This is a genomic window from Undibacterium sp. TC4M20W, assembly GCF_049340245.1.
Taxonomy (GTDB): domain Bacteria; phylum Pseudomonadota; class Gammaproteobacteria; order Burkholderiales; family Burkholderiaceae_D; genus Undibacterium.
In genome coordinates this window covers 1-13466 of the sequence record NZ_JBMPPI010000047.1, presented here as the reverse complement: position 1 = coordinate 13466, position 13466 = coordinate 1, and the positions used below count along the sequence as shown (strand labels likewise).

General features: G+C 50.9%; 12 protein-coding genes. 9 read left to right on the top strand and 3 right to left on the bottom strand.

What is annotated here, in order from left to right:
- Window positions 1-184 precede the first annotated feature (184 nt).
- A complete protein-coding gene (locus ACO0LL_RS29240; RefSeq protein WP_422954346.1) occupies window positions 185-4414 on the top strand; it encodes a hypothetical protein in 4230 nt (1409 codons plus the stop codon).
- A 2-nt stretch (window positions 4415-4416) separates the two neighbouring features.
- Window positions 4417-4956, top strand: coding sequence for an alpha-ketoglutarate-dependent dioxygenase AlkB (locus ACO0LL_RS29235; RefSeq protein ID WP_422954345.1), 540 nt, complete (start codon window positions 4417-4419; stop codon window positions 4954-4956).
- 13 nt (window positions 4957-4969) lie between these two features.
- Here the strand turns inward: ACO0LL_RS29235 and kynA are convergent, their stop codons facing one another.
- Window positions 4970-5821 carry a tryptophan 2,3-dioxygenase gene (gene kynA, locus ACO0LL_RS29230; protein ID WP_422954344.1) on the bottom strand — a complete coding sequence of 284 codons (852 nt, stop codon included), beginning with the start codon at window positions 5819-5821 and terminating at the stop codon, window positions 4970-4972.
- Between the two features lie 166 nt (window positions 5822-5987).
- Window positions 5988-7244 carry a kynureninase gene (kynU, locus tag ACO0LL_RS29225; RefSeq protein WP_422954343.1) on the bottom strand — a complete coding sequence of 419 codons (1257 nt, stop codon included), beginning with the start codon at window positions 7242-7244 and terminating at the stop codon, window positions 5988-5990.
- A gap of 473 nt (window positions 7245-7717) precedes the next feature.
- On the opposite strand from kynU, the gene ACO0LL_RS29220 reads away from it, so the two are divergent.
- The 4 genes from ACO0LL_RS29220 to ACO0LL_RS29205 all read left to right on the top strand — a co-directional run bounded on the left by ACO0LL_RS29220 (window position 7718) and on the right by ACO0LL_RS29205 (window position 10984).
- A complete protein-coding gene (locus ACO0LL_RS29220) occupies window positions 7718-8194 on the top strand; it encodes an Lrp/AsnC family transcriptional regulator (protein ID WP_162040649.1) in 477 nt (158 codons plus the stop codon).
- A gap of 38 nt (window positions 8195-8232) precedes the next feature.
- Complete coding sequence (locus ACO0LL_RS29215) at window positions 8233-8709, top strand: NUDIX hydrolase (RefSeq protein WP_422954342.1); 477 nt, start codon at window positions 8233-8235, stop codon at window positions 8707-8709.
- Between the two features lie 390 nt (window positions 8710-9099).
- Entirely contained in the window at window positions 9100-9861 is a 762-nt protein-coding gene (locus tag ACO0LL_RS29210) for a hypothetical protein (RefSeq protein ID WP_422954341.1), read from the top strand.
- Between the two features lie 229 nt (window positions 9862-10090).
- Window positions 10091-10984: an MBL fold metallo-hydrolase gene (locus ACO0LL_RS29205; protein WP_422954340.1), complete on the top strand. Its 894-nt coding sequence runs from the start codon at window positions 10091-10093 to the stop codon at window positions 10982-10984.
- 46 nt (window positions 10985-11030) lie between these two features.
- Here the strand turns inward: ACO0LL_RS29205 and ACO0LL_RS29200 are convergent, their stop codons facing one another.
- Window positions 11031-12029, bottom strand: a complete 999-nt coding sequence (locus ACO0LL_RS29200; protein ID WP_422954339.1) for a type II secretion system F family protein — start codon at window positions 12027-12029, stop codon at window positions 11031-11033.
- A 62-nt stretch (window positions 12030-12091) separates the two neighbouring features.
- Between ACO0LL_RS29200 and ACO0LL_RS29195 the strand changes: the two genes are divergently transcribed.
- The 3 genes from ACO0LL_RS29195 to ACO0LL_RS29185 form a co-directional block, all read left to right on the top strand.
- Window positions 12092-12637 (top strand): hypothetical protein, encoded by a 546-nt coding sequence (locus ACO0LL_RS29195; protein ID WP_422954338.1) that lies wholly within the window; start codon window positions 12092-12094, stop codon window positions 12635-12637.
- A 47-nt stretch (window positions 12638-12684) separates the two neighbouring features.
- Window positions 12685-13173 (top strand): hypothetical protein, encoded by a 489-nt coding sequence (locus ACO0LL_RS29190; protein ID WP_422954337.1) that lies wholly within the window; start codon window positions 12685-12687, stop codon window positions 13171-13173.
- A 27-nt stretch (window positions 13174-13200) separates the two neighbouring features.
- On the top strand, window positions 13201-13466 hold a 266-nt coding region (locus tag ACO0LL_RS29185), incomplete at its 3' end, for a transposase (RefSeq protein ID WP_422954336.1).

Genomic DNA, 13466 nt, shown 5'->3' with positions numbered 1-13466 from the left:
TACCTTATGTCATGCAGGCGTCATACCGCGTCATGTAGCGCTTGTGAAGTTCAGGCAGGTCAATAATGATTTCTGCTTTAACCAGGCAAAGAGGCTTGCAAATAAAAATCACCAACACCGGGTGCTATTGCAAAATATGCCACTATAATTGCCGTGACCATATCTTAACCATCAGGGATACAGAATGCTGAAGAATTGCATTGCAGCCTTAGTCATCGTTTTATTTGCTTCATTGCTCAGCCACGCCAGCCAGGCTGCTGAATTCCCTGTCGGTGCCGTTCCCGACCCTCTAAAGAGCTGGGTGCCATGGGCACTTGATGGCGTAGAAAACTTCGGTTGTCCGCAACAAGGTGCTGACGCCAGCCAAAAGCAATGCGTATGGCCCGGCCTGCTGGATATAAAAGTAAATGCGCAGGGGGCGAGTTTTGCCCAGGATATGCAAGTGCATAGAGATACCTGGGTTTATTTGCCGGGCAGTGCCCTGCATTGGCCGCAAGAGGTCAGTGTCAATGGCAAACCACAGGCAGTACTGGCACGCGATGAAATGCCCGTTATAAAACTGACGCGTGGTACCTATAAACTGGCAGGTAAATTTATCTGGACTACAGTACCAGAGTTTTTACCCCTGCCACAAAATACGGCTTTATTGAAGCTGGATTTGAATGGCAAAGCAGTGAATTTCCCTGTGCGGGATGAAAGCAATCAATTGTGGATGCAACGCAAAGCCGATGCAGACAGTGGCGAACAAATCCAGATACGCACCTTCCGTAAAATCACGGATGGTGTGCCGGTCATGGTAGAGACTTATATCCGGCTTGAAGTCTCCGGCAAGGGCAGGGAGATCAAACTGGAACGCGCACTCTTGCCAGATTTGATTCCGCTGGAATTACGCTCTGGCTTGCCTGCCAGCCTGAAGCCGGATGGCAGCATGACAGTACAGGTCAGGGCAGGCAAATGGGAAATACGTTTGTTGGCGCGTCAGTCCGGTTCTTCCAAGTCCCTCAGTATGCCCGAAGGTACTGAGGAAGAAGTCTGGTCTTATGAAGCAACTCCCTTGATACGCACCGTGGCGATAGAAGGACCATCCACCGTTGATCCGCAACAAACTACCTTGCCGCCAGAATGGCGTAACTTGCCAGCATATCTCATGCGTACTGGCAGTACATTCAGCTTCAAGGAGATACGCCGTGGCGACAGTGATCCGGCGCCGGATAAACTGTCTTTGCAACGCCGTCTGTGGCTGAGTTTTGATGGCTCCACCCTGACCATGAGTGACCAGATCAAAGGTGACATCAGTCATTCCAACCGCCTGACCATGGGTAATATCGCTCAACTTGGCCGTGTCAGCGTAGCCGGACAAGACCAATTGATCACCCGTGGCAGTGACAAGCTGGCTGGCATAGAAATCCAGCGCGGCAGCATTGATGTGGGTGCTGACAGTGTGATCGGTAATAGCACCCGCAAGCTTTCTGCCGTGACCTGGCAAAAGGATTTTGACAAGCTGGCCATAGAATTGATCTTGCCGGCAGGCTGGCGTTTACTGCATGCTGGCGGAACTGACAGGGCCGAGGGAGCCTGGCTATCTCGCTGGAATTTGCTCGATTTTTTCCTTGTGCTGGTGATTGCGCTGGCTGCGGGCAAGTTGTGGGGCAGGCAATGGGGCGCGCTTGCCTTGTTTGCGCTGGTGCTGTCTTATCAGGAGGCAGATGCACCACGTTATTCATGGATAGTCTTGCTGGCGCTGACCGCGATTTTGCGCGCCTTGCCAGCCAGCCGCTTTCAGATCTGGATCAAGCGTCTGCAGCAAGTCAGTTTGCTGGTGCTGGTCTTGCTGACGCTGTCATTTGCCACGCAACAGGTACGTTCAGCTTTGTACCCTGTGCTTGAGACCGATGGTAGTGCAGCTTATAGGTATCAGGCAGTTCAAGGCGATATGTCGCCAACACCTGCCGCTGCGCCAGCTGCAATGCCAGTCGATGCTAATACAGAAGTGCAGGGTGGTAGCAATGCTGAAATTGCGTCACCACCTCCGCCTCCAGCGAGGATGGTAGAGGAAGTCAAACCAGCCGAGCGCGCTGCCGAAAAACTCGCCAAAGCGGACGCAGTACGATCCTATCGTATGACCAGTCCCAAGGCACTTACCGGTTCACGCGCAACTAACTATCAAGTGCTGGACCCCGATGCCAAGGTGCAGACTGGCCCGGGCTTACCCACCTGGAACTGGCGTTCCCATCAGTTGATTTTTGATGGCCCGGTCAGGCAGGATCAACAACTGGATTTATGGCTGTTGCCACCGTGGGCAAATAAACTGCTGGTTGTGTTGCGCCTGATACTGCTGGGCTTCTTATTGCTGTGCGTGAGCGAATTGAGAAAAGGATCAGATCAGGGGCCTTCGGACAGTGACAAACCAGCTGTTGGCAGATGGCCATGGCATGGCCTGGGCAAGGCCGCGTCCCTGTTGGTGATGTGCAGCTTGATTGCACTTCCCGCTGTTTACAGTGAAGCTGCATATGCCCAGATACCGGATAATGGAAAGCTTGAAGAGTTAAAACAAAAATTAACCCGCCCGGCAGAGTGCCTGCCAAATTGTGCAGAAATCTCGCGCATGATGGTGCAAATCAATGGCAACAGCGTCCGGCTAGGGCTGGATGTTGATGCCGCCATTGAAGTTGCCTTGCCATTGCCAGGCGGTATCAAGCACTGGCTGCCTGTGCAGGCGCAACTGGACGGCAAGCCAGCCTACATAAGCCGTGCCGACGATGGAACCATATGGTTGCTGGCCCCGGCAGGACGACACAGGCTGGAACTGACAGGCGAATTGATGCAGGGCGATACCTTGCAACTGCCCTTGCCGCAAAAGCCCAGACAGGTCGATGTACATGCAGATGGCTGGGATGTGTCAGGTTTGTCGGACGACTCTGGTGTTGCCGATACCCTGCAATTCAACCGCCGCATCAAGGCCAGCAGCAAGACTGAGGCGAATGCTTTGCCGAGTTTTTTACGTGTCACCCGTCGCTTGATACTGGACAAGGAATGGCAGGTCGAAACCACAGTCTCGCGCCTGTCTCCTTCAGGCCAGCCTGTGTTGGCGCAAATTCCATTATTGCCGGGTGAGGCAGTCACTACTGCTGGTTTGAATATCAGGGATGGCAAGGTTGCCGTTAATCTGGGGCCTCAAAGTGAGAGCATGGAGTGGCATTCGAATTTGCCACAAACTGCCCAGCTTAAACTGAGTCTTGCGCAGCAAAGTAATTGGGTAGAAACCTGGGTTATTGCTGCCTCGGGTATCTGGCATCTGGGCACGACAGGATTACCGCCACTCGCCAGTGATGCCAGCAATGGTGAGAGCGGTGCTGATCTGGTGTTCCGGCCATGGCCGGGCGAAACCCTGGCTATCACTGTAGAACGTCCACAAGCCATTCCCGGACAAACCCTTACCATCGATGAAAGCCGCTTGCTCGTCAGCCCAGGCAGCAGGGCTACAGATTATCAACTGAGACTACATTTGCGCAGCAGCCGTGGCGGCGACTACACCCTGACCTTGCCTGAGGGTGCGGTATTGCAGCGTGTGAATATCAATCATCAGTTAAGGCCATTGCGTGCCAATGGCAGGCAACTGGTGTTGCCGGTAGTGCCAGGTGCGCAAGACATAGAAGTGCAATGGCGTCTCGATCAGGGCGCAGTTGTCAGCTATACGACTGCTACTGTGAATTTGCAGCAGGCCAGTGTTAACCATACCTTGCAATTGATCTTGCCAAGAGACCGCTGGCTGTTGCTCGCCAGTGGGCCCGGCATAGGGCCTGCCATCCTGTTCTGGGGCAAGCTCATCGTCCTGCTGCTGGTTGCGGTCGCCCTTGGCCGTTATGCAGGCTTGCCTGTCACGACCCGGCAATGGCTGTTGCTGACCTTGGGTTTAACCCAGGTTACCTGGTGGTGCGCAGCTCTGGTGGTGGCCTGGTTCTTTGCATTTGTCCGGCGCGCGGCAGCGGCTGAGACAGTCACAGCAAGATGGCAGTTCAATTTGCGTCAGTTGGGCCTGGCGGTATTGACACTGGTCATGCTGTGCATCTTGCTGGATGCCGTGCAAAGCGGCTTGCTGGGCCAGCCTGACATGCAGGTTGTCGGCAATGGCTCCAGCGCCAATAGCCTTATATGGTACCTGGACAGGGCAATGGCAGACCTGCAAACCGCCTGGGTATTATCACTCCCCATGCTGGTCTATCGAGGCCTGATGTTGCTGTGGGCCTTGTGGCTGGCATGGTCATTACTGGGCTGGTTGAAATGGGGTTGGTCGGCATTTGCCAGCGGCAGCTTGTGGAAACAAAAGCAGCGTGTGCTGGAGACTGACACTATTTTGCATGAACCTACCGTCAATGCAGAGGAGCTGCTACCTGAGCAAACGCCAATGAAATAATCATGTCAACATCAAATATTTATTTGAAGCCAAATTTTCTTACAGCACCGGAGGACTTGTTTGATCTCTTGAAAAAAGAGGTCATCTGGGATGAAAAAATGCGCGCCCGTAAAACGGCGAGCTTTGGCGTTGCCTATGATTACTCGCAAATCTCGTATGCTGAGACTGAGATGCCACAATTCTTGCAGGTGATTTGTAAGGATGTAGAAAATGAACTCGGTTTTTTACCCAATAATTGCCTGTTGAATTTTTACCAGGATGGTAACTCAAGCATGGGATTTCATTCAGACTCTACTGATGAACTGGCAGAAGGTAGTGGCGTCGCCATCGTCTCGCTTGGCAGTTTGCGGCATATCGCCTACCGCAGTAAACAAGATAAAAGCCAGGAATATTTTTACCCTTTGCCAGCAGGAGGATTGCTGTATATGTCGGCAAGCATTCAAGAGGAATGGCTGCACGCCATTCCTAAAGAACCTGGGGCTGGTGAGCGAATTAGTTTGACGTTCAGAAAGATATTGAACAAGGCTCACATGGAGCCTTGAGCATAGCATTGGTTTATAAAGCCGTCCGCAAAGCAAACAATTCTGGGAACAACACCACATCCAGCATCTTGCGCAGATAGCTGACACCTGCTGTACCACCTGTGCCGGTTTTGAAGCCTATGATGCGCTCTACTGTCGTCACATGGCGGAAGCGCCAGATGCGGAAGGCGGTTTCCATATCCACCAGTTTCTCTGCCAGTTCATACAAAGACCAGTATTTTTCTGGTGTTTGATAGACTTGCAGCCAGGCTGCCTTGACGGATTCATTGGCAACCACGCCTTGTGACCAGTCTTGTTGCAAGCGGTCTGCATCTATCGCAAAACCCTGGCGTGACAACAGCATGATGGCTTCATCATAAATCGACGGTGTGCGCAGGGATGCATCGAGGGTTGCGTGCACTTCGGGTTTGCTTTCGTGCACGCTCATCAGGTTGGCGTTCTTGTTACCCAGCAGGTATTCCAGTTCACGGTATTGATGTGACTGAAAGCCTGAGGACGCACCCAGGTAAGGGCGTATCGCCGTATATTCACTGGGCGTCATGGTAGATAAAACATCCCAGGCATGCACCAATTGGTCCATGATGCGGGCCACGCGTGACAGCATCTTGAAGGCTGGTGGCAGATCATTGCTGCGTATGTGCACGCGTACGGCATGCAGTTCATGTAGCATCAACTTGATCCACAGTTCACTGGTCTGATGCTGGATGATGAACAGCATTTCATTGTGATTCGGTGAGCGTGGATGTTGCGCAGTCAATATCTGATCGAGGCCAAGATAATCGCCATAGCTCATGGATTCACTAAAGTCCAGTTGCGCGCCATGCCATGACATAGGGCATTTGCCAGCTTGTTCGTTGTTGCTCATGATGTTTCCTTAAATATCTTCAATGCTTAAAACCATTAACTACAGAGGCACAGAGAAAACATAAAAGAGAGAAAATCTTTTACAGTTGAGACGATGTTCTTCACCATCTGTTTTTTTGAGGTTTTCTCTGTGATCCTCTGTGTCTCTGTGTTGAGGGGTTTTTAAATTAAGTCACTGCATTACGTTCAGCGTTGGCATCGTAGTCTTTGCTGTCGAGTATATCGCGCAAGCCTTCTGCCGCGTCCCAGACATCAACAAAACTGGTATATAGCGGTGTAAAACCAAAACGCATGATGGCTGGTTCACGGTAGTCACCGATAATGCCGCGCTTGATCAGCGCCTGTATCACGGCATAGGCATGCGGGTGTTTGAAGCTGGCCTGGCTGCCGCGTTGCTGGTGCTGGCGAGGTGTGACCAGCTCCAGCGGGTGTGATGCACAGCGGGCTTCTACCAGGGCGATAAACATGTCCGTCAGCGCCAGTGATTTTTTACGTATGGCTTGCATATCGGTCTTGCCGAAGGTATCCAGGCCACAGGCGACCATGGCCAATGAAGTGATAGGCTGGGTGCCGCACAGGGCGCGGCGTATGCCTGGGGTAGGGGTAAAGCCAGGGTTCATGGCAAACGGGCTGGCATGGCCCCACCAGCCGGACAAAGGATGATGGAACGCTTCCTGATGGCGTGCAGGTACCCAGATAAACGCTGGTGAGCCCGGGCCACCATTCAGGTATTTGTAAGTGCAACCCACAGCAAAGTCAGCATTTGCGGCATTCAGATGCACCGGTACTGCACCGGCAGAATGGGCCAAATCCCACAGGATCAAAGCGCCATGTTGATGAGCGAGGGCAGTAACTGATTCCATGTCATGCAAATAGCCAGTACGGTAATTCACGTGCGTGAGCATCACCAGCGCCGTGCTGTCATCTATGGCTTCTGGCAGTTCTTCCGGTGAATCTATCAACTGGATCTGATAACCGCGATCTAGCCAGCGTGTGATGCCTTCCGCCATGTAGATATCGGTAGGGAAGTTGCTGCGCTCAGTAATGATGGTTTTGCGTTTGTTGTCTGTCGCCTGTATCTGCAGCGCTGCGGCGATAGCCTTGAACAGATTGACTGATGTCGTGTCGGTGACGACTACTTCATTATCTGCGGCACCAATCAAAGGGGCGAGCTGGTTGCCCAGGGTAGATGGCATATCGAACCAGCCAGCAGTATTCCAGCTCTTGATGAGATCAGTTCCCCATTCGCGGGTGATGACATCTTGTGCCCTTTGCTGCGCTGCCTTGGGGCGCGCACCGAGGGAGTTGCCGTCGAGATAAATTACACCGGCAGGCAAGTCAAATTCTTCACGAAGCGCGGCTAGCGGGTCTTGTTGGTCTAGCTTTTCGCAATCGCTGCGGGTGATGGTGGTGGTTTGTGTCATTACTACAGACTCCTTAATATAGCGCGTAGTGGGCTGGCATCAAGCCCGGTAAGTTTGGTGACAGGCAAAGCAATTTATCTTTGCTGTAACGATCTACACGGGGCTATGGTTAATGAAAAATATGCAGAGATTTTATGCCGGATTGCCTGAATTTTTCTTGCAAATTGCAGTATGAAAATCGGAAATAGTAGAATATTCTGCGATTTATATCTGAAATATTGATATAAAATGCATTGATGGGTTTATGCGTTGCGCAAAGGCACCAGATTGTTTTCATCTTTGCAATTGCTTGTTCTTTTCATCTGCTGGTAATCATAAATTAAAAAACACTCACCACAGCGGCATAAAGGAAGCTTGCAAGTAAGCTTTCCTGCTTCTTCGCTTTTCTCAGTGTGTCTTTTGTTTCTTTGTGCCTCTGCGCCTGTACCTCTGTCTTTAGAGGGTTTGCCATAAATTAAAAAAGAGATTGTCAAATGCAACTCGATGCCACCGATCTTAAAATTCTCCAGCAATTGCAAGCCGATGGCCGCATCAGCAATCAGGAACTGGCTGACAAGGTATTCCTGTCTCCATCATCTTGCCTGCGCCGCGTGCGCATGCTGGAAGAGGCGGGTATCATTCATCATTATTGTGCCGTCATTGATGCCGCTGCTGTTGGCCTGGAAGTTGATGCTTTTGTCCAGGTCACCATGCGACGCGATGTAGAGCAATGGCATGAAAATTTCTCGCAGGCCCTGCAACAATGGCCGGAAGTTGTCGGGTCTTATATCATCACCGGAGATGCCAATTACCTGCTGCGTGTGCGAGCACGTAATCTCAAGCACTACTCAGCATTTGTACTTGAACGCCTGTATAAAACCACCGGTGTGCTTGATATAAGGTCAAACATCGTACTGCAAACCTTGAAGGACACACAGCAGATTGCCACCAGTTTGCTGGTGGCCGAATGAAACAGGCCAGGCCTGATCAATCTTCCCATGTCCAAGCCATGATTTCTTTTGATATTGATGAATACCGCTATAACCTGCGGGCTGCTGCCATCATTCTGGATGGTGACAGGGTGCTTTTGCATAAAATCGAAGGCGATGCATTCTGGTGCGTACCAGGCGGGCGGGTCGATGCGGGCGAGCAAGCTGCGACCACAGTCGTGCGTGAAATGCAGGAGGAGTTGTCTGAGCAGGTAACATGCGGAAAGCTCTTGTGGACGGTAGAGAATTTTTTTGAATACCGACAGCAAAAACATCATGAACTGGGTCTATATTTTTTGGTTCATCTCTCACCCGCATCACGTCTGCTGACATCTGCTGGACCTTATATTGGTAACGAAGGAAAACTCAAACTGACTTTTGCCTGGTTTAAACGTACAGAATTGATGACATTAGATGTGCGCCCTTCATTTTTAGCTCAGGCATTGGCAGAACCAACGCTGATTATGCAGCATGTGGTACATCATGAGCAATCCTGATGATGGGTACCATCGCCACTATCGTCAAAAACCTCAAAACCATCACAATAATCACATCGGAAAATTTTCATTTTCCCGACACTCATAAATTCTGATTCGCTACGAATCTATTGCTGGCGATTTTGTTTTTTGCTGTCCGACAGTCAAGTCTTACAGGTTTTTAGGACTGGTCTGATACGTAAAAATTGCTCTTCTGATTACACTGTCCTTGGTGTGTTCAAAGTGACATTCAGTGATCATGGAAAGCTCGGTTGTTTTTTGTGAGTCACTTGTTATTTTGGACCAGCACAAGCCTGTATTTCTGCCGCAATAGCATATACAGGTCCTTTGGAATTTCAAGAGAGTGCGTATCTCGCGCTAGCTTGTTTAATCAGTTTTCAGGAGATTTATATGAAAAACGGACGTCAACAAGACCATTCTTTCCAAGACCGTGATCGTCAGATCAAGTCACATCATGTTAACAACGGTAGCCGTCATGATGCCTACGGTCACCATAATGACTTAGATCAGGATGCACGTCACGCATCCTCTCATTACGCCAATGATTTTGGCCGCGAACAACTGCAAAGCCGTAATACCGGCTCGCAAGGTTTTTACAGTGGTCAGTATGACCTCGATGGTGGCCGCCAGCAAGATCAGCGCTATCTGAATGATAATGGTCCTGGCCGCTCTTATCCTGATCAATACGATCGTCAGAACGCTGGTCAGTCCGGTCGTTCTTATGGCCAGCAATCCAGCCAGGACTTTTATGGTAACCAGGCCAATGATGGCCGTTATCATCCAAACGACAATGGCCAATATGAACGTAACCCCAATACCTATCCCCGTCAGAATGCAGGCGACCGTGATGGGTATAACCGTGGCAACAGTCAGCAAGTAACGCGCGGTGGCTATGAAGATACCCGCCAATCTCAACAAGGCGGTCATTTTGATCCTGATTACCACCAATGGCGTAATCAGCAAATTGAAGCGCTGGATAATGACTATGACGACTGGCGCAAAGAGCGCTATCAAAAATTCTCCACAGAATTTGATACATGGCGCAGCAGCCGTTCAGCCAATGCAGGCAAGAACACGCAAGAAAAGAATGGTCAGAATACGGCAGTCTCTGCTGCTGCAACTGATACCACGATCACAGGCAAATCGAAATAAGCGTTTTCTGCCTGCGTAATTTCAAGCATTGTTTTCAAGCATCGTTGAAAATAAGGGGAGACAGATTTCTTGTCTTCCCTGCCGATGTTATACATTACTACAAATCTGCTCTGGTGCCCGCGATAGCTTTCTGCCACAATTTGTATGTCACTTATAAGTTGCTGCGGAGCCTTTCATGCCATTTCTTTCGCATCCCATTCGCCTTGTTCAATCCTTGATTGGCACAAGTTTGTTACTTGTCAGCTACTGTGTTCTCGCTGTTTGTCAGCCAGGTAAACTGGTAGTACAAGTACTGGGTTCCGGCGGGCCTGAACTTAGTGATCAGCGTGCCTCTACTTCTTATCTGGTCTGGGTGGATCAAAAAGCCAGGATACTTGTTGATTTTGGCAGTGGGGCAGCCTTGAATTATGAAAAGTCCGGCGCCAATCCGGCTGAACTGGATGCTGTGCTCTTCTCACATTTTCATGTCGATCATACGGCGGATTTTCCTGCGCTGGTCAAAGGTTTGCCGTTTGCTGGCTATGATAAAGAGCTGCGTGTTTTTGGCCCACCCAAGCGTGGGGTTTTTCCAGGTATCAAAGAATTCACACATGCTTTGTTTAACCGGGACACGGGTGCTTATGCCTATCTGGCAGATTATGCTGACCCTGATGTCAGCAGTCAGTTCAAAATGGAGCTTGAAGAAGTGAGCGTCAAGCCTAAAGAAATCAAGCGTTACGATATTGATGAGAGCCTGACGGTAAGCGCTGTCAGCGTCTTGCATGGCCCGGTACCTTCGTTGGCATGGCGTGTAGAGAGCAAGGGCTGTAGTATCACTTTCAGCGGTGACACCAGCAACAGCGATCAGGCGCTGGATCAACTGGCGCAAGGCACGGATGTGCTGGTTGCCCATAATGCTGCCCGCGAAAACGACCCGGATGAAGTGGCACGCTTACTGCACATGATGCCGACAGAAATTGGCCGCATCGCAGGTGCGACAAAAGCAGGCAAGCTGGTTTTGTCACACCGCATGAAACGCACCCTGGGACATGAAATGGAAAGCACAGCGGCAATACGCAAGAATTATGCAGGAACCATTTTGTTTGCCAACGATATGCAACGCATCATCGTCGGTGGTAAATAAATGCCAGCATGGCCTTAACTGAAATGCGTTCTGTTATGCGTTCTGTTTAAAGATCCTTGGGTACTTGCGGAAGAAATGCGCCGCTGTTTAAAATGCCGTAGGCAATCACTGATGCTATCAAGGCATACGCAATTCTGGGTATCCATTCTGCCACCTGTCTTTGTTGTAGTATCAGGCTGGCATTTTCACCCTTGGCATAACGGGACAGCATTTCAGGCAAGGTACCGCTGGCCTCTCCGGTTTGTATTAATCCCAATAATGTGTCGTTGTTGATAGCTGGTAAAGAGCGTACCGCTTCTGCCAGAGTTGCCCCTTTTTCCATGCGTGGCAAAATACGTGCTAACTCACGTCTCAACAAGACATTACTGGCTCCTTGCAAGCCCAGTGGCAGGGCATCAAACATGGGCAGGCCCGCTTCCAGCAGCAAGGCCATACTCTGCCAGAAATCGCAGAGATTACGCCGTTTGTGCATGCCGCCAAAAACCGGCAAGGCCAGCAGCACCTGATCCAGCCAGGATGCAGGCGCATCTGCAGGACGCATCTGGAAACGCCTGTAAGCATAAATACCGCCTCCCACCAGGCCTGCGGCGAGCAAGATGCTGCGCACAGCATGCCAGAGATAAGCACCCACGCTCAGTGAACCGGCAACCAGTTGTGGCAAAGGCGGGATGAATAAAGCCGCTATGCCCATCAAGATAGGCCGCGTCATACCTGATCTGACCGTGGCAATCTGCTGGGCTTTTTCTTCGTAATAGCTGGCCAGGTGGCGATAGGTCGGGGTTGGATCGCCGGCAGCCAGTGCCGCCTTGAGCAAGCCTGCTTCCAGCGGGGTCCAAAGACTACTTTGCAAGCCCGCATCTGCGAGGTTTTTGCCGCGCTTAACCGCATGCAGGGTTGCCGTCATCCGGCTTTGGTACGGTGCAGGCAATTTGATCATGGGCAAAGCTTGCAGTGCGGGGATGCCGGCATGGCTCAATGCAGCCAGTTGTTGCAGTAAGTCTGCACGAATACGGTAGGGCAGGGCTAGTTGGGGCTTATTTTTCATGCATGCTATTGTGCCATGGATTAAACTAGAAAAAATTCCTTGCGATGCAAATGGAGATGACCATGCGTACATTATTGAGCGTACAGCGCTTGCTGTTGCGCCTGGCTGCAAGCCTTGCCACCATTCTTGGATTGGGATTGGCCGGTACTGCTGCTGCCAGCGCTGCGAATGTCCCCACTTCGGCCTGCTCAAATCCTGCCATGCGCGAATTTGATTTCTGGCTGGGGGAGTGGCAGGTGCATACCCCGGACGGCAAACTGGCTGGAACAAATAGTATCCAGCGTGAATACGATGGTTGTGTTATTCACGAGCGCTACACCACGGGGCGCGGTTATAGTGGCGAAAGTTTGAATATCTATGATGCGCCGCGCAAAGTCTGGCACCAGAGCTGGGTAGATAATAGCGGTACTTTGTTATTGCTTGAGGGGTGCTGGCAGGGCGGTAAGATGGTGCTTGAAGGGCAAAACCTCGCTCCAGAGGGACATAAAATTTTGCACCGCATCACCTGGACACCGAATGCAAATGGCTCTGCGCGCCAATTATGGGAATCTACTGACGTCAAAGGTATATGGGCAGTCGCTTTTGATGGCCTGTACACAAGAAAATAGATGTTGATGACGGGATTGTTGTACTTGAAAATAAACAGGAGAGCCTGATGTCCATCGCAAAATTAGCCCTGACAGTTTTATGCATGACCTGTGCCTGGCATACCCAGGCTTCTGAAATTCTCGAACTACAGGACTATCATGCCAGCGAAGCCAAGGTTGGCAAGACCGGCTCCTGGCTGGGGTTGCAGCAGGCAGGCAAGGGCTGGCGGCTGGTGACTGTCAAGCCCAGCTTCAGAAAAATACCCGATTCCATCAGCGGCGAGGGTGTACGGGTTGCTGCAAACACAGCCAATGTCAGGATGTTGTTGTCCGATCCCGGTTTGAAGGCCGGGGCAGTCAGTGTTTCAGATGAAGTGAAACTGGTCAGCGGCTCTATGGACGAAGAATTCGAATTATCGACCTTGCCATCCTTAGGACAGGAAAGGCTCATGCACTTGCAAGGCAATGAATATAGCCTGCAAAATCGTGAGGGTAAAATTTACCTTAAGGAATCTCTGATTAAGTATCCGAGTATTGATTCAGAAACGTTAATATAAGCCTATTCTCATTGAATCCCGAATGCCATGAAACAGACAACCTTTGCCGAAGGTGGCTTTGAACGCTACGTCAAGACGACGAAGCGAGCAGTGTTTCTCTCCGAGATGAACCAAGTCGTGCCATGGGCTATGCTATGCGAACTGATAGAGCCCCATTATCCCAAGTCAGGTAATGGACGCCCGCCTGTTGGCGTGGAGCGCATGCTACGCATTTATTTCTTGCAACAATGGTTCAACCTGTCTGACCCGGCTGTCGAGGAAGCCTTATACGAATCCGTTTCCATGCGCAGCTT

Bases quoted from the DNA above. Each gene is read 5' to 3' on its own strand.
- kynU (WP_422954343.1), bottom strand. From the start codon at position 7,244: ATGACACAAACCACCACCATCACCCGCAGCGATTGCGAAAAGCTAGAC.
- ACO0LL_RS29220 (WP_162040649.1), top strand. From the start codon at position 7,718: ATGCAACTCGATGCCACCGATCTTAAAATTCTCCAGCAATTGCAAGCC.
- ACO0LL_RS29190 (WP_422954337.1), top strand. From the start codon at position 12,685: ATGTCCATCGCAAAATTAGCCCTGACAGTTTTATGCATGACCTGTGCC.
- ACO0LL_RS29240 (WP_422954346.1), top strand. From the start codon at position 185: ATGCTGAAGAATTGCATTGCAGCCTTAGTCATCGTTTTATTTGCTTCA.
- ACO0LL_RS29235 (WP_422954345.1), top strand. From the start codon at position 4,417: ATGTCAACATCAAATATTTATTTGAAGCCAAATTTTCTTACAGCACCG.
- ACO0LL_RS29195 (WP_422954338.1), top strand. From the start codon at position 12,092: ATGCGTACATTATTGAGCGTACAGCGCTTGCTGTTGCGCCTGGCTGCA.
- kynA (WP_422954344.1), bottom strand. From the start codon at position 5,821: ATGAGCAACAACGAACAAGCTGGCAAATGCCCTATGTCATGGCATGGC.
- ACO0LL_RS29215 (WP_422954342.1), top strand. From the start codon at position 8,233: ATGATTTCTTTTGATATTGATGAATACCGCTATAACCTGCGGGCTGCT.
- ACO0LL_RS29200 (WP_422954339.1), bottom strand. From the start codon at position 12,029: ATGAAAAATAAGCCCCAACTAGCCCTGCCCTACCGTATTCGTGCAGAC.
- ACO0LL_RS29210 (WP_422954341.1), top strand. From the start codon at position 9,100: ATGAAAAACGGACGTCAACAAGACCATTCTTTCCAAGACCGTGATCGT.